Here is a 22,846-nt window from a genome sequence, read left to right as displayed (position 1 = left end):
AAAGAAAAGCGCCGAAGCGCTTGTCAGGATTCAAACAATGCAGTGTTTTCATCGAGCCAGCCCTGCAACAGCAGGGCGGCGGCGATGGCATCCACCGGGTTGTCGCGGTAACTGCCTTTCTGCCCGCCACGCACCAGTCGCTCACCCTTGGCTTCAAAGGTGGTCAGGCGTTCGTCGTGGGTATAGAAGGGCACATTGAAGCGGCCATTGAGGCGCCGGGCGAATTTCTCCGCGCGCAGGCACATCTCGCTGGGCGTACCGTCCATGTTCAGCGGCAGGCCGACCACCACCGCGTCGGGTTTCCATTCCTTGAACAGCGCTTCGACCTGACTCCAGTCGGGCACGCCGTTCTGCGCTTTCAGGGTGCACAGCTCACGGGCCTGGCCGGTAATCACCTGGCCGACCGCAACGCCGATCTGTTTGGTGCCGTAGTCGAAGCCGAGAAGCAGGCGCAGGGCCATCAGGCGTGCCCCGCCTGGCTGGTCAGCAGGCTGAGGTTGATCCCCAGATGCCGTGCCGCTGCTTCCAGACGCAGCTCGCTGCTGGTGTTGAACAGGATGTCGGCGTCGTACGGGCAGGTCAGCCAGGCGTTGTCGGCCAGCTCGGCCTCCAGTTGCCCGGCTTCCCAACCGGCATAACCGAGGGCGATTACGCTTTTCGCCGGGCCTACGCCGTCGGCTATAGCGAACAGCACGTCCTGCGAGGTGGACAGCGCCAGATCACCTTCGAGCTCGACGGTGGCCTGAAAGGTCTTGCCCGCCGGGTGCAGGACGAAACCGCGATCGGTCTGCACCGGGCCGCCAATGAAGATCGGCACATGCTGGCACAGCGCTGGCGGATCGATGTCCGGGCGCAGTTGCTCGAGAATGTCAGCCAGATTCAGCTCTTGCGGTCGATTGACCACCAGCCCCATGGCGCCATTGGCCGTGTGCTCGACGATGTAGGTCAAGGTGTGGGCAAAGTTCGGGTCGGCCATGTGCGGCATGGCGATCAGGAAGTGATGCTTGAGGTAGCTGGGGCTGACGTTTTTCATGAGCGATAGTGTGGCGTCGTAGGGGCAAACTGACAAGCTGACGATCAGAGAACAACGCAGATCAAAGGGTGGGGGCGGGCTTGCTCGCGAAGAGGGCGTGTCAGGCAAAGTCAATGTAGCTGACCCACCGCATTCGCGAGCAAGCCCGCTCCCACAGGGGGGTTGCGGTGTTCTTAATTGCTCGAGAGCTTGTCGCCCCGGGCGAATTTCCAGGTGCGGATGATTTCCAGTCGGTCGATATCCGACAGATCGCCGGTAAACGGCGCAAACGGTGCCGCCAGCCGGACGATGCGCTGCGCCGCCTGATCCAGCAGCGGCTGGCCGGAGGATTCCAGCACCAGCACTTCGTACAGAGAGCCGTCGCGGTTGATCGAGACCATCAAGCGCAGGTTGCCGTAAATCTGCTTGCGCCGCGCTTCTTCCGGGTAATTGAGGTTGCCGATGCGTTCGACCTTCTTGCGCCAGTCATCCTTGTACCAAGCGCCCTTGTCGCGCATGGTCGAGGCCGCGCTCAAACGGTGGATACGCGGGCGCTTGGCGTACAGCTGTTGTTCGTTGGCCAGTTCCGCTTCAAGGCTGGCGATGTCGCTGGACAGCTGTGAGCTGTCGAACGTCGGCGCGTTGACCGCAGGTTTGGTCTCGGTTTTGGTTTCTTCTTTCTTGGTCGGCGCCTTTTGCTGTTTCGGCGCCACCGTGGTCACCGCAGCCTTGGGCGCGGCCTCGCGTACTTCCGGTTTGGCGGCCGGAGGCGGGGTGACCTTCTTGACTTGATTGTCCTGGAACGGCGCGACCTCGGTGGTCTTGGGAATCGCCTTCTTGTCGAGGGTGCCACTGCCTTCCTGGTTTTCCTGAGCGAGAAAATCGGCCTTCTCAGGCTTCTTTTCACTTTTGAAGGTGGCGAGGGTGATTTCCAGGGTTTTGCTGATCTGCTTGGGCTCGACCATGGTGAAGCCGACGCCAAGCAGCAGCGCCAGGTGAATCAGCGCCGCGAGAAACAGGGTAAAACCGAGGCGATCGGCCGGGCGCACGCCACGATGGGCGAGTTCTGCGGGCAGATCGGACGGGAGGGTCATGACAAGAAAACCAACATCGCGTTTTTCAGAGGCTGCGCATGATAACGCAATGTTGGTTTCGCGCCTTGGGCTTCACGCTTCAAGCGACAGGCTGCATGTGACACACGTCAAGCTTGCGGCTTTTTGCCGGCGGCTTGCAGCTTCTTGTCGATGGCATCCATCAGCATGCCGCCGATGTCGGTACCGAAAGCGTTGTCGATTTCGCGGATGCAGGTCGGGCTGGTGACGTTGATTTCGGTGAGGTTTTCACCGATCACGTCCAGACCGACGAACAGCAGGCCTTTCTCACGCAAAGTAGGGCCGACCTGCGCGGCAATCCAGCGATCCTTGTCGGTCAACGGCCGTGCTTCACCACGACCACCGGCCGCGAGGTTGCCACGGGTTTCGCCCTGGGCCGGAATCCGTGCCAGGCAGTAATCCACCGGCTCGCCGTCGATCATCAGGATGCGCTTGTCACCGTCCTTGATCGCCGGCAGGTAGGCCTGGCCCATGATCTGCTGATTGCCGAGGGCAGTCAGGGTTTCGAGGATCACCGACAGGTTCGGATCGCCGGCACGGTGACGGAAGATCGAGGTGCCGCCCATGCCGTCCAGCGGCTTGAGAATCACGTCGCCGTGTTTGGCGGCGAACTCGCGCAGGACGTCGGCGCGACGGCTGACGATGGTTGGCGGCGTGCACTGCGGGAACAGCGTGGCGAACAGTTTTTCGTTGCAGTCGCGCAGGCTCTGCGGCTTGTTGACCACTAGCACGCCGGCGGTTTCGGCCTGTTCCAGCAAGTAGGTGGAGTAAACGAACTCCATGTCGAACGGCGGATCCTTGCGCATCAGGATCACGTCGAGGTCGCTCAGCAGGTTGTCCTGCTCGGCGTCCAGTTCGAACCATTTTTCCGGGTTGGCGAAGACTTTCAGCGGCTTCATGCGCGCCCGGGCCTGACCTTCGGCCTGATACAGGTCGCGCTGCTCCATGTAGAACAGTTCCCAGCCACGTTTCTGCGCGGCCAGCAGCATGGCCAGCGAGCTATCCTTTTTATAGGAAATGCTGGCGATAGGGTCCATGACAATCCCGACGCGAACGCTCATTGGGTTTTCCTCGAAAATTGGCTACCGGATCGGTATTGAAAAAGTGCCGCCAGAGTGGCGCTGGCAGGGTTTTCGGTCAAGGAAAAACCCGTCGATAGATTGCATCTGGAGACTGTGCTAAAAAGGCTGGCATAGCGTGCTGGCCCTTGAGCATCAAGGGTTTCCAGCCATTACTCATCGCAAAACGGACAATTTGATTCGCAAAGGCGACGGTAGAGCCCTCTTATGGAACAGCAGTCCAGCGCCTTGAAGGTCATGGTGATCGATGACTCGAAAACGATTCGTCGCACCGCCGAAACGCTGTTGAAAAATGTGGGCTGCGAAGTCATCACGGCCATCGACGGTTTCGACGCGTTGGCCAAGATCGCCGATCACCACCCCGGGATCATTTTTGTCGACATCATGATGCCGCGTCTGGATGGTTATCAGACCTGCGCTTTAATCAAGAACAACAGTGCGTTCAAGGCCACGCCGGTGATCATGCTGTCGTCGCGTGACGGGCTGTTCGACAAGGCCAAGGGGCGGATTGTCGGTTCTGATCAATTTTTGACCAAGCCTTTCAGCAAGGAAGAACTGCTCGACGCGATTCAGGCCCATGTTCCGGGCTTCGCCGCCGTTTTGCCGCAGTAAGACACGTACAGTGACGCTCGGCCAGCGGGCCGGGTGTCGACAAGAAAAATGGGGAAGACCATGGCACGTATCCTGATCGTCGATGATTCGCCGACTGAAATGTACAAACTCACCGGCATGCTGGAAAAGCACGGCCATGAAGTGCTCAAGGCCGAAAACGGCGCCGACGGCGTGGCCCTGGCCCGTCAGGAAAAGCCTGACGCGGTGTTGATGGACATCGTCATGCCCGGCCTCAACGGCTTCCAGGCTACCCGGCAACTGACCAAGGATGCCGAAACCAGCCACATTCCGGTGATCATCATCACCACCAAGGATCAGGAAACCGACAAGGTCTGGGGCACGCGCCAGGGCGCGAAGGATTACCTGACCAAACCGGTCGAAGAAGACATGCTGATCAAGACCCTGAACAACGTGCTGGCCGGTTGATCGCGCTGCCATGAACCAGTCGCTGACCGCGTTCGAGCTGCTGTGGCAGATCGACCAGCGCTGCCGCCTGCTGGCGGCGGATCTGCCGTCGCAGCCCGGCCGTCAGGATCGCTGGAGCGGCATCGGCTTTCGCCTTGGCGAGCATTGGTACGTGACGCCGATGGGCGAAGTCAGCGAAGTGCTGCACGAGCCGCGCTGCACTCAGTTGCCCGGGGTCAAGCCGTGGGTCAAAGGGGTGGCTAACCTGCGTGGGCGCTTGCTGCCGATCATGGATCTGTGCGGATTCTTCGGTCACGAGCTGTCGCCATTGCGCAAACAGCGGCGGGTATTGGTGGTGGAGCACAACGATGTGTTCGCCGGGCTGCTGGTGGATGAGGTGTTCGGTTTACAGCACTTCGCGCAGGACAGCTTCGAACCGATCTCGATCAGCAAGCGCCAGGGCTCCAAGGCCGAGTTCGTCAAAGGCTATTTCCGGCGCGAGCAGAACTGGCGGGTGTTCAGCCTGTTTGCGCTGGCCAAATCGCCGGTGTTCATGAGCGTCGCGATTTAGCCGAAACACCATAAATCTATGGGGTGGGGGTCTGTGGCGAGGGGATTTATCCCCGATGGTTGGCGAAGCCAACCCAAAACCTGCATTCGCGATGTGCCAGATACAACTCAGTTTTGGGGCCGCTGCGCGACCCATCGGGGATAAATCCCCTCACCACAAATCCCACAGTGGACCGTGGCAGGTTTCATAGGCGAGGACCGATGACAAAGGCAAAAACAGGCAAGTCGGCAGAAGGGTCGCGCAGTCGCTCGCAGATCATCGTGCTGTTCATCGCACTGATCGTGTTCATCATGCTGCTGTTCGCCAACTTCGCGTACCTCAACACCCAGGCCAACTATGACAAGCAGTACATCGGTCATGCCGGTGAACTGCGCGTGCTGTCACAGCGCATCGCCAAGAACGCCACCGAAGCCGCCGCCGGCAAGGCTGCTGCGTTCAAGCTGCTGAGTGATGCACGTAACGATTTTGCCCAGCGCTGGGGTTACCTGAAGAAGGGTGACCCGGCCACCGGCCTGCCGCCAGCCCCCGCTACTGTGCGCCCGGAAATGCGCGCGGTGCAGCTGGACTGGGAGCGCCTGCTGAAAAACACCGACGCGATTCTCTCCAGCGAGCAGACCGTGCTCTCGCTGCATCAGGTCGCCGCGACACTGGCCGAAACTGTGCCGCAATTGCAGATCGAGTACGAAAAAGTCGTCGAGATCCTCCTGCAACGTGGCGCCCCGGCAGCGCAAGTTGCGATGGCCCAGCGCCAATCGCTGCTGGCCGAACGCATCCTCGGCGCGGTCAACACCGTGCTCGCTGGCGACGAGAATTCGCAGCAGGCCGCCGACGCTTTCGGCCGCGATGCCACCCGTTTCGGCCAGGTGCTCAACGGCATGTTGCAGGGCAACCCGGCGCTGAAAGTCAGCCAGGTCGAAGACCGTGATGCCCGCGCCCGTTTGAGTGAAATCTCCGAGCTGTTCCAGTTCGTCTCCGGCTCCGTGGATGAAATCCTCGAAACATCGCCGGAGCTGTTCAAGGTTCGTGAGTCGGCGAGCAACATCTTCAGCCTGTCGCAAACCCTGCTCGACGAAGCCTCGCACCTCGCCAGCGGTTTCGAAAACCTCGCCGGCGGGCGCAACACCGACACCATCGGCGGCTACGTGCTGGGCTTGCTGGCGCTGGCTTCGATCATCCTGATCGGTCTGGTCATGGTTCGTGAAACCAATCGCCAGTTGCGCGAGACCGCCGAGAAGAACGAACGCAACCAGAACGCGATCATGCGTCTGCTCGACGAGATTGAAGACCTCGCCGATGGCGACCTGACGGTGACCGCCTCGGTAACCGAAGACTTCACCGGGACCATCGCCGACTCGATCAACTACTCGGTCGATCAACTGCGCGATCTGGTCGCGACCATCAACCTCACCGCCGGCCAGGTCGCCGCCGCCGTGCAGGAAACCCAGGCCACCGCCATGCACCTGGCCCAGGCCTCGGAGCATCAGGCGCAGCAGATTTCCGAAGCCTCGACCGCGATCAGCGACATGGCCCAGTCGATCGATCAGGTCTCGGCCAACGCTGCCGAATCCTCGGCGGTGGCCGAGCGTTCGGTGGAAATCGCCAACAAGGGCAACGAGGTGGTGCACAACACCATCCACGGTATGGACAACATTCGCGAACAGATTCAGGACACCGCCAAGCGCATCAAGCGTCTGGGTGAGTCGTCGCAGGAAATCGGCGACATCGTCAGCCTGATCGACGACATTGCCGACCAGACCAACATCCTCGCGCTCAACGCTGCGATTCAGGCCTCGATGGCCGGGGACGCCGGACGCGGCTTTGCCGTGGTTGCCGACGAAGTGCAGCGACTGGCCGAACGTTCGTCCGCCGCCACCCGGCAGATCGAAACCCTGGTGCGGGCGATTCAGACCGACACCAACGAAGCGGTGATCTCCATGGAACAGACCACCACCGAAGTGGTGCGCGGCGCGCGACTGGCGCAGGATGCCGGGGTGGCCCTGGAAGAAATCGAAGGCGTATCGAAGACCCTTGCCGCGCTGATTCAGAGCATCTCCAACGCGGCGCAGCAGCAGACTTCGTCGGCCGGGCAGATCTCGCTGACGATGAACGTGATCCAGCAGATCACCACGCAGACCTCGTCCGGCTCCACCGCCACCGCCGAGAGCATCGGCAATCTGGCGAAAATGGCCAGTCAGCTGCGCCGTTCGGTATCCGGTTTCACCTTGCCGTCGGCGTCCGCGACGGATAAGGCGTGAGTGGAGTGGTTATGGGTGACCGGCACGACTACGTGGCCCTCGAATGGGTCAAGGGTGAAATTGCCGAAACGCTGAAACAGGCGCATCAGGCGATTGAAACCGTGCTCGATGACCCGCAGGCCACGCCGGGGCTGGATGAGTGTCTGGCGTATATCCATCAGGTGCACGGCAGTTTGCAGATGGTTGAGTTCTACGGCGCGGCGTTGCTGGCCGAAGAGATGGAGCATCTGGTCGAAGCCTTGCAGCACGGGCGCGTCGCCCATCGCGACGAAGCCCTGCACCTGCTGCTGCAAGCCCTTGGGCAATTGCCGATCTACCTTGATCGGGTGCAGAGCGCCCGCCGCGACTTGCCGCTGGTGGTGCTGCCGCTGATCAACGACCTGCGCAGTGCGCGCGGCGACAGCCTGCTCTCGGAAACCAGCCTGTTCAGCCCGCCCCTGCCGGACTTGCCGGCGCTGAGCGCAGAAGCGCTGGCCGCGCTGGAGCCGGCCGACTGGCCCAACGTACTGCGCAAGTTGCGTCAGATGCTGCAGATGGCGCTGGTCGGTTTGCTGCGCGAGCAGGATGACCAGACCCACCTCGAATACCTGGCGAAAGTCTTCCAGCGTCTCGAAGCGCTCAGCGCCGATGCGCCCCTGAGCCCGCTGTGGCAGGTCGCTTCCGCGCTGGTCGAAGGCATGCGCGAAGGCACCATCGCCAACAGCCCGGCGTTGCGCAGCCTGTTCAAGGACGCCGACAAGGAACTCAAACGCCTGCTCGAACAAGGCCCGCGCGGCCTCAATCAGCCGCCCCCGCCGGAGTTGCTGAAAAGCCTGCTGTTCTATATTGCCAAAGCCGAACATCCCACCGGGCAGATGCTGACCATGAAAGATCGCTACTCCCTGGACGACGCGTTGCCCGACAGCGCGATGGTCGACGAAGAACGCGCGCGCCTGGCCGGTCCCGACCGCGATGCGATGCGCTCGGTGCTGGCGGCGCTGTGCGAAGAGTTGGTGCGGGTCAAGGAGCGCCTCGACCTGTTCGTGCGCAGCGACCGTCAGCACACCTCTGATCTAGAGAGCCTGCTGGCGCCGTTGCGGCAGATCGCCGACACCCTCGCGGTGCTCGGTTTCGGCCAGCCGCGCAAAGTCATCATCGATCAACTGGCGGTGGTGCTCAGCCTCGCTCAGGGCCAGCGCGAACCGAATGACGCGACCCTGATGGACGTTGCCGGCGCGCTGCTTTACGTCGAAGCCAACCTCGCCGGGATGGTCGGCACCGTAGAGCCGGAAAGTCCCGAAGACGCGCGCCTGCCGACCACCGACCTGACGCAGATCCATCAGATCGTGATCAAGGAAGCACGCATCTGCCTGCAACAAGCCAAGGACATGATCGTCGATTACATCGACGCCGATTGGGATCGCCAGCAACTGCAGCCGCTACCGGAACTGCTGACCCAGGTGCGCGGCGCGCTGGCGATGATTCCGCTGAGCCGGGCGGCGAGTCTGGTTGAGGCCTGTAACAGCTTCATCCGCGAACACCTGCTGCTCGATCCGCACCAGCCAGGCTGGCAGCAACTGGATAATCTGGCCGACGTCATCACCAGCCTCGAGTATTACCTCGAGCGCCTGAGCGACGACCCGCAAGCGCCGAATGAGCAACTGCTGGATGTTGCACAGAAAAGCCTCGCCAGCCTGGGGTTCTTTCCACATGAACCGCACGTACCGCTGCTCGACGATGTGCTCAGCCCCAGCGAAGCGCTGGTGATGCAGGATCTGCAGGCACTGGATGACCCCGAGACCGTGCAGTCGCTGGCCGACGTGCTGGCCAGCCCGGTGTCGGCGGTCAACCCGCCGGCCTTGATCACGCCCGGCAGCCTGATGCCACCACCGGCCGATGAAGAGCCGGTGGACGATGAACTGCGCGAAGTGTTCCTCGAAGAGACCGACGAAGTCCTCGAAGTCCTGCACGAATACCTGCCGCGCTGGTCGGCCGACACTCATGACCGCGCCGCCCTGACCGAACTGCGCCGCGCCTTTCACACCTTGAAGGGCAGCGGGCGCATGGTTCGTGCGCTGATCCTTGGCGAGCTGGCCTGGGCGGTGGAAAACCTGCTCAACCGCGTGCTGGAACACAGCGTCGAACCCGGCGCGCAGGTGCAGCAGTTGCTCACCGACACGGTGTTGCTGCTGCCGGAACTGATCAGCGAATTCGCCACTCAGCGCCAGCGTCAGCGCAGCGATGTCGATCAACTGGCGGCCCGTGCGCACGCGCTGGCCAAAGGTGTCGAGCCGCTGGCAGCCGAAGACGTCGACGACGTGGCGGCCCTCGATCCGCTGTTGCTGGAGATCTTTCGCAACGAAGCCGAGACCCACCTCGCCAGCCTCAACCGCTTCCTCGATCAGGCTGCCGAGCATGTGCCGCTGCCGGCCAGCGACGAATTGCAGCGCGCCTTGCACACGCTCAAGGGCAGTGCCTCGATGGCCGGCGTGTTGCCGATTGCCGAACTGGCCGCGCCGCTGGATAAACTGGCGCGCGAGTTCAAGGCGCATCAGTTGCCGCTGGATCTGGATGAAGTGGAATTGCTCCTTGAAGCCGAAGGCCTGTTCCGCGTCGGTCTGCGCCAGCTCAAGCATGATCCGCTGGCGCCGATTGTCGGTGCGCAGTCGCTGATCAAACGCACCGAAACGCTGCTGGCCGAACGCCTGGAGGCGATCCTCAACGCGCCGAACACCGGCCTGCGGATCAAGCGCGATCCGCAACTGATCAACAACTTCCTCGCTCAAGGCATGGACATCCTGCTCGACGCCGAAAGCCTGTTGCAACGCTGGCAGCAACACCCCGGCGAGCGCCAGGAACTCAGCGCGCTGCTCGATGAACTGACCACCCTCGGCGAAGGCGCACACCTCGCCGATCTGCTGCCGGTGGACGTGCTCTGCGAAGCCTTGCTCGACCTCTATGGCGCCGTCGAAGAAAGCAGCCTGGCGGTCAGCGACAGGTTCTTCCACGAAGCGCAGAACGCCCATGAAGCGCTGATCAACATGCTCGACGAACTGGCCGCCGGCCAGGAAATCACCCCACAGCCGCAGCGCATTCGCGCCCTGCACGAACTGCTCGATGAAAGCCTCGACCCGGCAGCGATGGGGCTGATTCGCAGCGACGGCAGCCGCACCTTGAGCATCAGCGAACTGGGCGCCGCGACCGCCGAACTCGCCCACGCCAATGCCGAGACCGCACCGGACGACGAGATCGTCGAGATCTTCCTCGAAGAAGCGGTGGATATTCTCGACAGTGCCGGGCAAGCCCTGCAGCGCTGGTTGAGCGACCCGGACAACGCTGCGCCGCTGTCGTCGTTGCAACGCGATTTGCACACCCTCAAGGGTGGCGCACGGATGGCCGAGGTCGATGCCATCGGCGATCTGGCCCATGAGCTGGAAAGTCTCTACGAAGGTCTGGTGGATCGTCGCCACAGTTACAGCGAGCTGCTCGGACGCTTGCTGCACAAGAGCCACGACCGCTTGGCCCAGTTGCTCGAACAGTTGCACAACCATCAGCCACTGACCCCGGCGCTAGACCTGATCGAGTCGATCCGCCAGTTCCGTCAGGGCCAGCCCGGCAGTGCCGAACCGGTGCAGCCGACGGCTGTACCCGACAGCGCAGCGCATGATCCGGAGCTGCTGGAAATCTTCCTCGAAGAAGGTTTCGACATCATCGAAAGCTCCGGCGCGGCGCTGCTGCGCTGGCAGGCGGAGCCGGGCAATCGCCAGGAAGTGGAAACCCTGCTGCGCGATCTGCACACCCTCAAGGGCGGTGCGCGGATGGTCGAGATCGGCCCGATCGGCGACCTCGCCCATGAGTTGGAATACCTTTACGAAAGTCTCGCCACCGGCGTGCTGCAACCGTCCGCCGAACTGTTCGCGCTGGTGCAGCGCGGGCATGACCGGCTGGCGCAGATGCTCGACGGCGTGCGCGCCGGGCAGCCATGCCCGCCGGCGGATCGGCTGATCAATGCGATCCAGAATTTCAGCCACCCGGCGACTCATGACACACCGCCGCCGTTGCCGATTCCGGCCAAGACCGAACCTGCCACACCCGCCGCCGATGCCGGCGCGGACATGGTCAAGGTCTCCGCCGAACTGCTCGATGACTTGGTCAATCTGGCCGGCGAAACCTCGATTTTCCGTGGGCGTATCGAACAGCAAGTCAGCGATGCGCAAACCGCGCTGAACGAGATGGAAACCACCATCGAGCGCATGCGCGATCAGTTGCGCCGGCTCGACACTGAAACCCAGGGACAGATTCTCAGCCGTCAGCAAGTTGATGCCGAACGCCTCGGTTACGAAGAATTCGATCCGCTGGAAATGGACCGCCATTCGCAGTTGCAGCAACTGTCGAGGGCGCTGTTCGAGTCCGCCTCCGACCTGCTCGACCTCAAGGAAACCCTTGAGCGCCGCAACCACGACGCTGAGAACCTGTTGCAGCAGCAGGGACGGATAAACACTGAATTACAGGAAGGCCTGATGCGCACGCGCATGGTGCCGTTCGAACGGATGCTGCCACGCCTGAAACGCATCGTGCGGCAGGTCGCCGAAGAGCTGAACAAGGACGTCGCGTTCATCATCGGCAACGCCGAAGGCGAGATGGATCGCAACGTGCTGGAGCGCATGGCCGCGCCGCTGGAGCACATGCTGCGCAACGCCGTCGACCATGGTCTGGAGTCGGCCGAAGTGCGGCTGGCGGCGGGCAAACCGGCGCAGGGCACGATCACCCTGGACCTGACCCGCGAGGGCGGCGACATCGTTTTCGATATTCGCGACGACGGCGCCGGGGTGCCGCTGGAAGCGGTGCGGCGCAAGGCGATCAAGCGCGGCCTGCTTGCACCGGACGCCGAGATCAGCGACCGCGACGTGCTGCAGTTCATCCTGCAGCCGGGATTCTCCACGGCGGAAAAGATCACCCAGATTTCCGGGCGCGGCGTCGGCATGGACGTGGTTCACGAAGAAGTCCGTCAGCTCGGCGGCACCATGAGCATCGACTCGGTGCCGGGGCAGGGTGTGCATTTCCGCATTCGCTTGCCGTTCACCGTGTCGGTCAACCGCGCGCTGATGGTGCAGTGCGGCGAGGATCAATACGCGATTCCGCTGAACACCATCGAAGGTATCGTCCGCGTGTTGCCGAATGATCTGGAAGCGTACTACCGCAACGATCCGCCGAGCTACCACTACGCCGGTCAGCGCTACGAACTGTGCTATCTGGGCGAGCTGCTGAAAACCGCGCCACGGCCGAAACTGCTCGGCCAGAGCCTGCCGTTGCCGGTGCTGCTGGTGCAGTGCAATGACCGGCACATCGCGGTGCAGGTCGATGCGATGGCCGGCACTCGCGAGATCGTGGTCAAGAGCCTCGGCCCGCAGTTTGCGGCGGTGCAGGGCGTGTCCGGGGCGACGATTCTCGGCGATGGCCGGGTGGTGCTGATTCTTGATTTGCTCGCGCCGATTCGCGCGATGCAGGCGCGGGTTGCGCAGCGTCCGGCGCAGGCGGAAATCGACAGCGAACCGCAGAAGCCGTTGCTGGTGCTGGTGGTCGATGACTCGGTGACCGTGCGCAAGGTCACCAGCCGCTTGCTCGAACGTCACGGCATGAACGTGCTGACCGCCAAGGACGGTGTCGACGCGATGTTGCTGCTTGAAGAGCACATGCCCGACCTGATGCTGCTCGACATCGAAATGCCGCGCATGGATGGCTTCGAAGTCGCCACCCAGGTACGCAATGACGAGCGCCTGCAACACCTGCCTATCATCATGATCACCTCGCGCACCGGGCAGAAGCACCGCGACCGCGCGATGGCCATCGGCGTCAACGACTACCTCGGCAAGCCGTATCAGGAATCGGTGCTGCTCGAAAGCATTGCCCACTGGAGCAAGAAACATGCATGAGCGCCGCCACAACGCGCGCACCAGCCAACTCACCGGTCTGTTGCTGCCACTGGCCGATCGCAACCTGATCCTGCCCAACGTCGCCGTCGCCGAGCTGATCGACTATCAGGCCAGCGCCTTCGACCTCGACACACCACCGTGGTACCTGGGGCGGGTGAGCTGGCGTGAGCGGCAGATTCCGCTGCTGAGTTTCGAGTCGGCCTGCGGGCAGAAAATTATCATCGGCGAACGCGCGCGGATCGTCATCCTCAACGCCCTCGGCGGCTTGCCGCAGCTGAAATTCATTGCGCTGCTGGTGCAGGGGATTCCGCGTTCGTACAAGCTCGACAGCCAGTTGAGTTATGTCGATGTTCCGTTATGTGCGCTGGAGCAGGCGGCGGTGCAGGTCGGGGAGCAGGTAGCCAAGGTCCCGGATTTGTTGGGGTTGGAGCAGTTGTTGGTGGAGGCTGGGTTGGCTCACTGATCCGGAATCTTCGGTGGCCTGACTGGCCTCATCGCGAGCAGGCTCACTCCTACAATTGGAATGCGTTTCCCCTGTAGGAGTGAGCCTGCTCGCGATAGCGCCTGCGGAATCACCCAAAATCCGACAGACAAATCTCAATCCCTTCAGTGCAATAAACACTATTCAGCATCGCTGTTTAAAGACACTCAGTGTTACGCCTAATCCGCCTACAAATCCTTGCGCCGCTGCCTACGCATGCACCAGAATCCGCCGGCTTGTGCGCCCTCGGCAGGCTGCGTAACTTGATTGCGTCACTGATTCCCAGTGATCGGGTTTAGCAGCCCGGCTTTGTCCTTTCCCCGGTGCACGAGATTCATCCAGTCAGGCATTCGCCTGCGCTTGATGGTGGCTGTGCGCATGGCACCTTCGGGTGCGCCGGGTTGGGGATTGACCGGTCTGCTAACTTGCGCATAGCCGCCACCCTATCGTTTAGCAGCGGGATGGTGCGGCCTAATAGAGGTTTATCCCCATGTTCAAAGTAACGCCAAACCCACCGGTCACCGACACGGCATCCCCTTACGAAGCCCCCGAATCAAAGAAATTTCACGAAGCCGCCGAGCGCGCCCTCGACCATTACCTCGGCCCGCCAAAACCCGACCTCATGGCCACGCCTTACACCCCCAACACGCTGTACATGGCCAACCCCGACGCCGACAGCGAATCCCTGTTGGCCGACGCCTCCGAATCCCTCGGCTCGGCCACGGTCATGCTCAACAACCATGCGGCGCTGGTGCAAGGCACGCACCGCAAGACGCTGCAGGGCATTGCTCAGGTGGTGATGGTGGCGGAGATGGCGGTGAATCGGGTGTTGGACAAATTGGTGCCGACTGGCTGAGTCATGCGCTGAATGCTCTGGCCCCTTCGCGAGCAAGCCCGCTCCCACAGGGGGATCTCCAGTGGATGCGGATTTTGTGTACGACACAAATCCCCTGTGGGAGCGGGCTTGCTCGCGAAGGCGTCGGCGAACGTTACGCTCAGCGTAATGATTCACCTCTGCGCTTGATTGATGCCCCCAACCCACACGCCTAACGTAGCTCCACGACAGCGAACCCCGTGGAGTGAGCATGACAACAACAATTTCCCCCGACTCGCGCTGGACGCGGCGGCGTGACGAGAAGCAGCGGCGTCTCGACAAGGTGCGCGGGCTGGCCGACGGTGTGGTGTTGCCCAGCGACAAGATCGTCGCCGCGCTCGAAGCGTTGATTCATCCCGGCGACCGTGTGGTGCTGGAGGGCAACAACCAGAAGCAGGCGGATTTCCTTTCCCGTTCGCTGGCCAAGGCTGACCCGGCCAAGCTGCATGATCTGCACATGATCATGCCCAGCGTCGGTCGCTCCGAGCACCTCGATCTGTTCGAACGCGGCATCGCCCGCAAGCTCGATTTCTCCTTCGCCGGCACCCAGAGCCTGCGCATCAGCCAGTTGCTCGAAGACGGCCTGCTGGAAATCGGCGCGATCCACACCTACATCGAACTCTACGCGCGGCTGGTGGTGGACCTGATCCCCAACGTCGTGCTTTCGGCCGGGTTCATGGCCGACCGCGCCGGTAACATCTACACCGGCCCGAGCACCGAAGACACCCCGGCACTGATTGAACCGGCGGCGTTCAGCGACGGCATCGTCATCGTCCAGGTCAACCAACTGGTAGATGACGTCAGCGAACTGCCCCGCGTGGATATCCCCGCCTCATGGGTCGATTTCGTGGTGGTGGCCGACAAGCCGTTCTACATCGAACCGCTGTTTACCCGCGACCCACGGCACATCAAACCGGTGCACGTGTTGATGGCGATGATGGCGATTCGCGGGATCTACGAAAAACACAACGTGCAGTCGCTCAACCACGGCATCGGTTTCAACACCGCCGCCATCGAGCTGATCCTGCCGACTTACGGCGAATCCCTCGGCCTCAAAGGCAAGATCTGCCGCAACTGGACGCTCAACCCGCACCCGACGCTGATCCCGGCGATCGAAAGCGGCTGGGTAGAAAGCGTGCACTGCTTCGGCACCGAACTGGGCATGGAAAACTACATCGCCGCGCGCCCGGATGTGTTCTTCACCGGCCGCGACGGCTCGCTGCGTTCCAACCGGATGTTCTGCCAACTGGCGGGGCAGTACGCGGTGGATCTGTTTATCGGCGCGACGTTGCAGGTCGATGGCGACGGGCATTCCTCGACCGTGACCCGTGGTCGTCTCGCCGGTTTCGGCGGTGCGCCGAACATGGGCCACGACCCGCGCGGTCGGCGTCACGGCACCCCGGCGTGGCTCGACATGCGCCACGACGACGCGCAGCAACCGATGCTCGAACGCGGCAAGAAACTCGTCGTGCAAATGGTCGAGACGTTCCAGGAGGGCGGCAAACCGACCTTCGTCGAAACTCTCGACGCGGTGGAGGTGGCGAAGAAAAGCGGCATGCCGCTGGCGCCGATCATGATTTACGGCGACGACGTCACCCACCTGCTCACCGAGGAAGGCATCGCCTACCTGTACAAGGCGCGCTCGCTGGAAGAGCGTCAGGCGATGATCGCCGCGGTGGCCGGCGTCACCGCCATCGGTCTGCGCCATAACCCGAAAGATACCGAACGCATGCGCCGCGAAGGCCTGATCGCCTTGCCCGAAGACCTCGGCATCCGCCGCACCGACGCCACCCGCGAACTGCTGGCGGCGAAAAGCGTGGCCGATCTGGTCGAGTGGTCCGGCGGCCTTTACAACCCGCCCGCCAAGTTCAGGAGCTGGTAATGCACGCACTTAACCTGCAAGCGAAACCCCTCAGTCTGAGCGAACACCTGGCCGATCTGGCGGTGGATGCGCTGATCGACGAAGCCGATCTGTCGCCGAAACCGGCGCTGGTGGATCGGCGTGGCAATGGCGCGCACACCGATCTGCACCTGGGCTTGATGCACGCCTCGGCGTTGTCGTTGTGGCCGGCGTTCAAGGAAATGGCTGAAGCAGCAGTTGAAATCGGCGCAGTCGATTCAACGTTGCGCGAAGCGATTGGCCACATCGGTCGCGAAGGCGAGCAAGCGATGCTCGCGACCACCAACGGGGTGAATACCCATCGCGGGGCAATTTGGGCATTGGGATTACTGGTGACCGCCGCTGCGCTGGAACCGAAATCCTCAAGCGCCAACGCAGTCTCTCTTCGCGCCGCACGTCTGGCCTTGCTGGATGATCGCTACGCACCAAAACCGCTGAGCCACGGCGCACAAGTCGCCCTGCGTTACGGCGCACGTGGTGCCCGTGAGGAAGCGCAACTCGGCTTCCCGTCAGTGCTGCAACGTGGTCTGCCGCAACTCAAACGCAGCCGCGCCAGCGGCCACGGCGAACAGAACGCCCGGCTCGATGCGCTGCTGGCGATCATGACCGATCTGGCCGACACCTGCGTGCTCTACCGCGCCGGTGAACAGGGACTGCACGCCATGCAACACGGCGCGCAAGCGGTGCTCGATGCCGGCGGCAGCGCCAGCCTCAGCGGACGTCGGCGCCTGCACGAACTGGATCAACAACTCATCGCATTGAATGCCTCGCCCGGTGGCGCCGCCGACTTGCTCGCCGCCACGCTGCTGCTCGACCGAATCGAGCGCGACGGCATCCTTCAGGGAGCGTTTTGATGGAAACCTTATCCTTTGAATTCCCCGCCGGGCAGCCGCCACGCGGGCGGGCGCTGGTCGGTTGTGTCGGCTCGGGCGATCTGGAAGTGCTGATCGAACCGGGGCTGGCCGGCAAGCTGACGATCAATGTCCAGACCTCGGTCAACGGTGCGCAGCAGCGCTGGCAACATCTGTTTGCGCGGATGTTCGACGGCCCCACGCCACCGGCGATGGCCATCGATATCCACGATTTCGGCGCTACGCCGGGTGTGGTGCGTTTGCGCCTGGAACAAGGTTTCGAGGAGATCGGCCATGACTGACAGCGCAGCGCTGTTGCACAAGCACAGCTTCGTCGAACTCGGTGCGCGGCAACGGGCGAAAGCCTTGCTCGATGCCGGGACCTTCCGCGAATTGCTCGACCCGTTTCAACGGGTCATGTCGCCGTGGCTTGAACGCCAGGGCGTGGTGCCGCAGGCCGATGATGGCGTGGTGATAGCCAAGGGCAACCTCGAGGGTTTGCCGGTGGTGATCGCCGCGATTGAAGGCGCGTTTCAGGGCGGGAGCCTCGGCGAAGTCGGCGGGGCGAAGATTGCCGGCGCGCTGGAACTGGCCGCCGAAGACAATCGCAAGGGCATCCCGACTCGCACTGTGTTGCTGCTGGAAACCGGTGGCGTGCGCTTGCAGGAAGCCAACCTCGGGCTGGCGGCGATTGCGGATATTCACGCAGCGATTGTCGACTTGCAGCAGTACCAACCGGTGGTCGGGGTGGTGGCGGGCAGCGTGGGTTGTTTCGGCGGCATGTCGATTGCCGCTGCGCTGTGCAGTTATTTGCTGGTGACCCAGGAAGCACGTCTCGGTTTGAACGGGCCGCAGGTGATCGAGCAGGAAGCCGGGATCGAGGAATACGACTCCCGCGACCGGCCCTTCATCTGGAGCCTGACCGGTGGCGAGCAGCGGTTTGCCAGTGATCTGGTGGATCGTTATGTCGCCGATGATGTGGCGCAGATTCGTCAGCAGGTCGGCGAATTACTGCAGCAAGGATTGCCGACGCAACCGCGCAGTCAGCGTGCCGAGTGGTTCCTGCAACGTCTGGCCGGCCTCGACACTGACAAGCAAATCGAGCCTTCCGTGGTTCGCGATCTGTATCAAGGAGAGCGCTCATGAGTAGCTATTCCGTGCGCGGTTTGAACTGGTTTAACGCGTTGAGCGCTGGCGCTGTAGAGGTTGAAGGTTTGCCGCCATCGTTGAAGGTCGCCGACGGCGAACTCGGACGCTTTATTGCTGTGGTTGCTGACCCCGACAACCGTTTCCCACGGGCTCGCAATGGCGAAGTCGGTTTGCTCGAAGGCTGGGGGCTGGCCAAGGCTGTGGATGACGCGATCACGGCTGATCGCGACAAAGCGCAGAAGCGCCCGATCATCGCCATCGTCGATGTCCCGAGCCAGGCTTACGGTCGTCGCGAAGAAGCCCTCGGCATTCATCAGGCGCTGGCCGGTGCGGCGGACAGTTATGCCCGTGCGCGTTTGGCCGGGCATCCGGTGATTGCGCTGCTGGTGGGCAAGGCGATGTCCGGGGCGTTTCTTGCCCACGGTTATCAAGCCAACCGGCTGATTGCCCTGCGCGATCCCGGGGTGATGGTGCATGCGATGGGCAAGGCTTCGGCGGCGCGGGTGACCTTACGCAGTGTCGAGGAACTGGAAGCGCTGGCCGCCAGCGTGCCGCCGATGGCCTACGACATCGACAGCTATGCCAGCCTCGGATTGCTTTGGGAAACCCTGTCGGTGCAGCAGATCGAGCAGCCGACTGTGGAAGATCTGGCGCGGGTGACCGAGTGCCTGAAACAGGCCATCGACGATATCTCCAGCACTGACTTGAGCAACCGTCTCGGCGCGAAAAACCGTGAGGCATCCAGCCGCGTGCGTGAACTGCTGAGGGCGCAGTGGTGAACCTGCCACTGGCCCACGACCTGCTGTGGGGCATGACCCCGGAGCAGTTGCCGGCGGATGCGCCGCAGTGGGCGATCGAGTCGCTGGCTGCCGGGCAACCGGTGGTGGTGCGGCGGGCGGTGAGCGCTGAAGGTTGGGTCGCGGTGGGCGTGCGCGGTGCGGTGCGTGAGCAGCGGCTGGCGGCGTTCATGCCGGTCGATTCGATTGCCTGTCGCGTTAGTCCTGAGGCGCTGTGTCATGTCGATTGCGAGCGTGATTTACCGGTGATGCAGGCACTCAAACAACTGCGGCCGATGCTCGATGATTGCGGTTGGGTCTGGGGTGTCAGCGGCAGTGTCGGGTTTGAGTTGGCCAGTGGTTTTAGAGCGATGCACGCGGCCAGTGATCTCGATCTGATTCTGCGTACCCCGCAGCTGATTACTCGCAATCAGGCACGCAAACTGGTCGAGTTCTTTGATCAAGCTGTGTGCCGGGTCGACATGCAGTTGCAGACCCCGTTCGGTGCAGTGGCTTTGCGCGAATGGGCCAGCGGTTCTGCCCGGGTGCTGCTGAAAAACGCCGATCAAGCGTGTCTGGTCACTGACCCATGGAACCCGCAGGAGCAGGCAGCGTGAGCAGCCTGTTGGTGTTCCCCGGCCAGGGCGCGCAGCAACCGGGCATGCTTCAGCGTTTGCCTCGGGAAACCTTGATCGAGGCCAGCGACGTACTCGGTGAAGATGTCTTGCTGCTGGATTGCGGCGAAGCATTGCGCACGACAAGGGCGGTTCAGCTGTGCCTGCTGATCGCCGGCGTCGCTGCCTCACGACAATTGCTGCAGGGTGAATCCGAGGTGGATTACGTCGCCGGCCTGTCCATCGGTGCGTACCCGGCAGCGGTGGTCGCCGGGGCCTTGAGCTTCAGCGATGCGCTGCATCTGGTCAGCCTGCGTGGCGAGTTGATGCAGCAGGCTTATCCACAGGGCTATGGCATGACCGCGATCATCGGTCTGCAATTATCCACCGTCGAAACGCTGCTGGCGCAGGTGCACAGCGCGCAGTCGCCGGTGTACCTGGCCAACATCAATGCCGATAACCAGGTGGTGATTGCCGGCAGCGACAAGGCCATGCAAACGGTCGCGGAACTGGCGCGCAGTTGTGGCGCCGGTCTGGCGAAACGCCTGGCGGTGAGCGTGCCGTCGCACTGCCCGTTACTGGAAAAACCTGCGCAAACCCTCGCCGAGGCTTTCGCCAAAGTTGAACTGAAGACTCCGAAAATCGCTTACCTGAGTGGCAGTCGCGCGCGTCCGCTGGTCAAGCCAGATGCCTTGCGTGATGACCTCGCTTTCAACATGTGCCGCGTGGTGGACTGGCGCGGCACCGTGCAAAGCGCTTACGAGCGCGGCGTGCGGCTACAGATCGAACTGCCGCCCGGTGCGGTGCTGACCGGGCTGGCGCGCCGGGTGTTCGAATCGGGCACGGTCACTGCCTTTGACAGTGCGCGTCTGGACACCTTGCAGGCGCTGTTGCGAGAGGAGGGTGGCCGCCGACCATAAACCGCCGCGACTCAGGCTTCGAACAACAAAAACAACATTCGACGATGCACTTTGAGGACTACAACAATGATTATTTACGGTGTGGCGCTGTTGGCGATCTGTACGCTGGCAGGGGTGATCATGGGTGACATGCTCGGCGTGTTGCTGGGTGTCAAATCCAACGTCGGCGGGGTCGGCATCGCCATGATCCTGTTGATCTGCGCGCGGTTGTGGATGCAGAAACGCGGCGGCATGACCAAGGATTGCGAGATGGGCGTCGGCTTCTGGGGCGCAATGTACATTCCGGTGGTGGTGGCGATGGCCGCGCAACAGAACGTCGTCACCGCCCTGCACGGCGGCCCGGTGGCGGTGCTGGCGGCCATTGGTTCGGTGGTGATTTGTGGCTGCACGATTGCCTTGATCAGCCGTACTCACAAGGGCGAACCCTTGCCTGACGAACCGGCGGAAATCTCCCCGGTCGGCACCCCGGTAGGAGGTCGCTGATATGTGGGATCTCATTGAAAAAGGTCTGGAACACAACGGCCTGATCACCGCATTCGCCTTCGTCGGTGTGATCATGTGGGTGTCGGTGGTTCTCTCCAAGCGCCTGACGTTCGGGCGCATTCACGGCTCGGCGATTGCCATCGTCATCGGCCTGGTGCTGGCCTGGGTCGGTGGCACCCTGACGGGCGGCCAGAAAGGCCTGGCGGATCTGACGCTGTTCTCCGGCATCGGTCTGATGGGTGGGGCGATGCTGCGTGATTTCGCGATCGTCGCCACCGCATTTGAAGTGCAGGCGACCGAGGCGAAGAAGGCCGGGATGATTGGTGTGATTGCGCTGCTGCTGGGCACAATCCTGCCGTTCATTGTCGGCGCGTGCATGGCCTGGGCCTTCGGCTATCGCGATGCGGTGAGCATGACCACCATCGGCGCGGGCGCGGTGACCTACATCGTCGGCCCAGTGACTGGTGCGGCGATTGGCGCGACCTCGGATGTGATGGCACTGTCGATTGCCACCGGGTTGATCAAGGCGATTCTGGTGATGGTCGGCACGCCGGTCGCGGCGCGCTGGATGGGCCTGGATAACCCGCGTTCGGCGATGGTGTTTGGCGGCCTGGCCGGGACGGTGAGTGGGGTGACGGCGGGGCTGGCGGCGACGGATCGGCGGTTGGTGCCTTATGGGGCGTTGACGGCGACGTTCCACACCGGGCTTGGCTGTTTGCTCGGGCCTTCGCTGTTGTTTTTCATTGTTCGCGGGATTGTGGGCTAGGTCCGGAATTTGAGTTGTCTGGGCTGACGCTTTCGCGAGCAGGCTCGCTCCCACAGGGAAATGCATTCCAAATGTGGGAGCGAGCCTGCTCGCGAAGGGCGCGACGCGGTGTCAGGTCTGGCGATTGGCATACATCCGACACTCCGCCAGCAACGCCAGCAGATTCGGATCACGCTCCTTGGCCTTCAGGAACACCACGCCAATGTGCTGCTGCAAGCGGTACTTCTCCTGCAATGGAATCAGCTTCACCCGGTTCTCGTACACCGCCGCAATCCGCCCGGGCAGCAACGCATAACCCACCCCCGAGCTGACCATGCTCAGCAAGGTGAAGATGTCGTTGACCTGCATCGCCACCTTCGGCTCGAACCCAGCCTGCTTGAACACCCGGATGCCATCCTGATGGGTGGCGAAGCCCTGGGTCAGGGTGATGAAGGTTTCGTCGCGCACCTCCGCCAGATCGACTTCCTGACGCTGGGCGAATCTTGAATCTGCCGGCGTGGCGAGGAAAATGTCGTCGGAGAACAACGGGATCTGCTCGCAGTCCGGGTCGCTGACCGTGTCGTCCAGCGACACCAGAATCGCGTCGACTTCCATGTTCTTCAGCTTGTAGAGCAGGTCGATATTCGAGCCGAGGATCAGGTCGATGTTGAGTTCGCTGCGACGGATCTTCAGGCCCATGATCAGTTGCGGTACGGTTTTCACTGTCAGCGAATACAGCGAGCCGAGCTTGAAGCGTTCAGCGGAGAATCCGGCGGCCTCGCGGGTCAGACGTACGCTTTCGACCACGTCCTGGATCAGCTTCTGCGCGCGTTCTTCGAGCACGTAGGCGCTTTCCAGTGGCGTCAGGTTGCGCCCTTCATGCTTGAACAGCGGGCAGCGCAGGGCGCTTTCCAGCGAATGGATCGCCCGGTGCACGCTGACATTGCTGGTCTGCAACTCGGCAGCGGCGCGCGCCAGATTGCCGGTGCGCATGAAGGCGAGGAACACCTCGAGTTTTTTCAGGGTCAATTCTTCGTCGATCAGCATGGCGCGGACTCTTTTTGGTATCGGCCGATTGTGCCCGGTATGCGCCGC

At 62.4% G+C, this 22,846-nt stretch carries 21 protein-coding genes; 16 read left to right on the top strand and 5 right to left on the bottom strand.

Annotated features, from left to right (window positions below; all coding sequences use genetic code 11):
• Positions 1 to 23 precede the first annotated feature (23 nt).
• The 4 genes from ruvX to gshB all read right to left on the bottom strand — a co-directional run bounded on the left by ruvX (position 24) and on the right by gshB (position 3,185).
• A complete protein-coding gene (ruvX, locus tag AC1RBR_RS25305) occupies positions 24 to 461 on the bottom strand; it encodes a Holliday junction resolvase RuvX (RefSeq protein WP_492567046.1) in 438 nt (145 codons plus the stop codon).
• Entirely contained in the window at positions 461 to 1,033 is a 573-nt protein-coding gene (locus AC1RBR_RS25300) for a YqgE/AlgH family protein (protein ID WP_064589633.1), read from the bottom strand. Before AC1RBR_RS25300 ends, ruvX begins: the two co-directional genes overlap by 1 nt.
• Before the next feature lie 173 nt (positions 1,034 to 1,206).
• Positions 1,207 to 2,106 (bottom strand): energy transducer TonB, encoded by a 900-nt coding sequence (locus AC1RBR_RS25295; RefSeq protein WP_115985955.1) that lies wholly within the window; start codon positions 2,104 to 2,106, stop codon positions 1,207 to 1,209.
• Positions 2,107 to 2,213: 107 nt separating this feature from the next.
• Positions 2,214 to 3,185 carry a glutathione synthase gene (gshB, locus tag AC1RBR_RS25290; protein WP_095137531.1) on the bottom strand — a complete coding sequence of 324 codons (972 nt, stop codon included), beginning with the start codon at positions 3,183 to 3,185 and terminating at the stop codon, positions 2,214 to 2,216.
• A gap of 225 nt (positions 3,186 to 3,410) precedes the next feature.
• Here gshB and pilG point away from each other — a divergent pair, with 225 nt between their 5' ends.
• The 16 genes from pilG to madM all read left to right on the top strand — a co-directional run bounded on the left by pilG (position 3,411) and on the right by madM (position 21,772).
• On the top strand, positions 3,411 to 3,815 hold the full coding sequence (pilG, locus tag AC1RBR_RS25285; protein ID WP_003229093.1) for a twitching motility response regulator PilG: 405 nt from the start codon (positions 3,411 to 3,413) through the stop codon (positions 3,813 to 3,815).
• Between the two features lie 60 nt (positions 3,816 to 3,875).
• Entirely contained in the window at positions 3,876 to 4,241 is a 366-nt protein-coding gene (gene pilH / locus AC1RBR_RS25280) for a twitching motility response regulator PilH (RefSeq protein WP_025109154.1), read from the top strand.
• 10 nt (positions 4,242 to 4,251) lie between these two features.
• A complete protein-coding gene (locus tag AC1RBR_RS25275) occupies positions 4,252 to 4,791 on the top strand; it encodes a chemotaxis protein CheW (protein ID WP_095137529.1) in 540 nt (179 codons plus the stop codon).
• 200 nt (positions 4,792 to 4,991) lie between these two features.
• Positions 4,992 to 7,046 (top strand): methyl-accepting chemotaxis protein, encoded by a 2,055-nt coding sequence (locus AC1RBR_RS25270; RefSeq protein WP_095137528.1) that lies wholly within the window; start codon positions 4,992 to 4,994, stop codon positions 7,044 to 7,046.
• 11 nt (positions 7,047 to 7,057) lie between these two features.
• Complete coding sequence (locus AC1RBR_RS25265) at positions 7,058 to 12,958, top strand: Hpt domain-containing protein (protein ID WP_492567272.1); 5,901 nt, start codon at positions 7,058 to 7,060, stop codon at positions 12,956 to 12,958.
• Complete coding sequence (locus AC1RBR_RS25260) at positions 12,951 to 13,421, top strand: chemotaxis protein CheW (RefSeq protein ID WP_492567045.1); 471 nt, start codon at positions 12,951 to 12,953, stop codon at positions 13,419 to 13,421. The genes AC1RBR_RS25265 and AC1RBR_RS25260 overlap by 8 nt, the downstream gene beginning before the upstream one ends.
• Positions 13,422 to 13,929: 508 nt before the next feature.
• Positions 13,930 to 14,295 carry a DUF6124 family protein gene (locus AC1RBR_RS25255; protein ID WP_253150921.1) on the top strand — a complete coding sequence of 122 codons (366 nt, stop codon included), beginning with the start codon at positions 13,930 to 13,932 and terminating at the stop codon, positions 14,293 to 14,295.
• A gap of 229 nt (positions 14,296 to 14,524) precedes the next feature.
• Positions 14,525 to 16,195, top strand: coding sequence for a malonate decarboxylase subunit alpha (mdcA, locus tag AC1RBR_RS25250; protein ID WP_400497374.1), 1,671 nt, complete (start codon positions 14,525 to 14,527; stop codon positions 16,193 to 16,195).
• On the top strand, positions 16,195 to 17,067 hold the full coding sequence (locus tag AC1RBR_RS25245) for a triphosphoribosyl-dephospho-CoA synthase (protein WP_492567044.1): 873 nt from the start codon (positions 16,195 to 16,197) through the stop codon (positions 17,065 to 17,067). The genes mdcA and AC1RBR_RS25245 overlap by 1 nt, the downstream gene beginning before the upstream one ends.
• Positions 17,067 to 17,366: a malonate decarboxylase subunit delta gene (locus AC1RBR_RS25240; RefSeq protein WP_492567043.1), complete on the top strand. Its 300-nt coding sequence runs from the start codon at positions 17,067 to 17,069 to the stop codon at positions 17,364 to 17,366. The genes AC1RBR_RS25245 and AC1RBR_RS25240 overlap by 1 nt, the downstream gene beginning before the upstream one ends.
• The gene (locus AC1RBR_RS25235; protein ID WP_492567041.1) at positions 17,359 to 18,210 is read left to right on the top strand and encodes a biotin-independent malonate decarboxylase subunit beta; all 852 of its coding nucleotides are present in this window, start codon (positions 17,359 to 17,361) and stop codon (positions 18,208 to 18,210) included. The genes AC1RBR_RS25240 and AC1RBR_RS25235 overlap by 8 nt, the downstream gene beginning before the upstream one ends.
• Positions 18,207 to 18,992, top strand: coding sequence for a biotin-independent malonate decarboxylase subunit gamma (gene mdcE, locus AC1RBR_RS25230; RefSeq protein WP_456018130.1), 786 nt, complete (start codon positions 18,207 to 18,209; stop codon positions 18,990 to 18,992). The genes AC1RBR_RS25235 and mdcE overlap by 4 nt, the downstream gene beginning before the upstream one ends.
• Positions 18,986 to 19,606 carry a malonate decarboxylase holo-ACP synthase gene (locus AC1RBR_RS25225; RefSeq protein ID WP_492567039.1) on the top strand — a complete coding sequence of 207 codons (621 nt, stop codon included), beginning with the start codon at positions 18,986 to 18,988 and terminating at the stop codon, positions 19,604 to 19,606. The genes mdcE and AC1RBR_RS25225 overlap by 7 nt, the downstream gene beginning before the upstream one ends.
• Entirely contained in the window at positions 19,603 to 20,523 is a 921-nt protein-coding gene (gene mdcH / locus AC1RBR_RS25220) for a malonate decarboxylase subunit epsilon (protein ID WP_492567037.1), read from the top strand. Before AC1RBR_RS25225 ends, mdcH begins: the two co-directional genes overlap by 4 nt.
• 66 nt (positions 20,524 to 20,589) lie before the next feature.
• Entirely contained in the window at positions 20,590 to 21,006 is a 417-nt protein-coding gene (gene madL / locus AC1RBR_RS25215) for a malonate transporter subunit MadL (protein ID WP_095137518.1), read from the top strand.
• 1 nt (position 21,007) lies between these two features.
• Positions 21,008 to 21,772, top strand: coding sequence for a malonate transporter subunit MadM (madM, locus tag AC1RBR_RS25210; RefSeq protein ID WP_492567035.1), 765 nt, complete (start codon positions 21,008 to 21,010; stop codon positions 21,770 to 21,772).
• Positions 21,773 to 21,883: 111 nt separating this feature from the next.
• Here the strand turns inward: madM and AC1RBR_RS25205 are convergent, their stop codons facing one another.
• Entirely contained in the window at positions 21,884 to 22,798 is a 915-nt protein-coding gene (locus AC1RBR_RS25205) for a LysR family transcriptional regulator (protein ID WP_226500916.1), read from the bottom strand.
• Positions 22,799 to 22,846: the final 48 nt, after the last annotated feature.

It is taken from the genome of Pseudomonas sp. GW823-FHT01D03, from assembly GCF_058798255.1.
The sequence above is the reverse complement of the archived record's forward strand: the minus strand, read 5'-3'. Positions and strand labels throughout refer to the sequence as shown.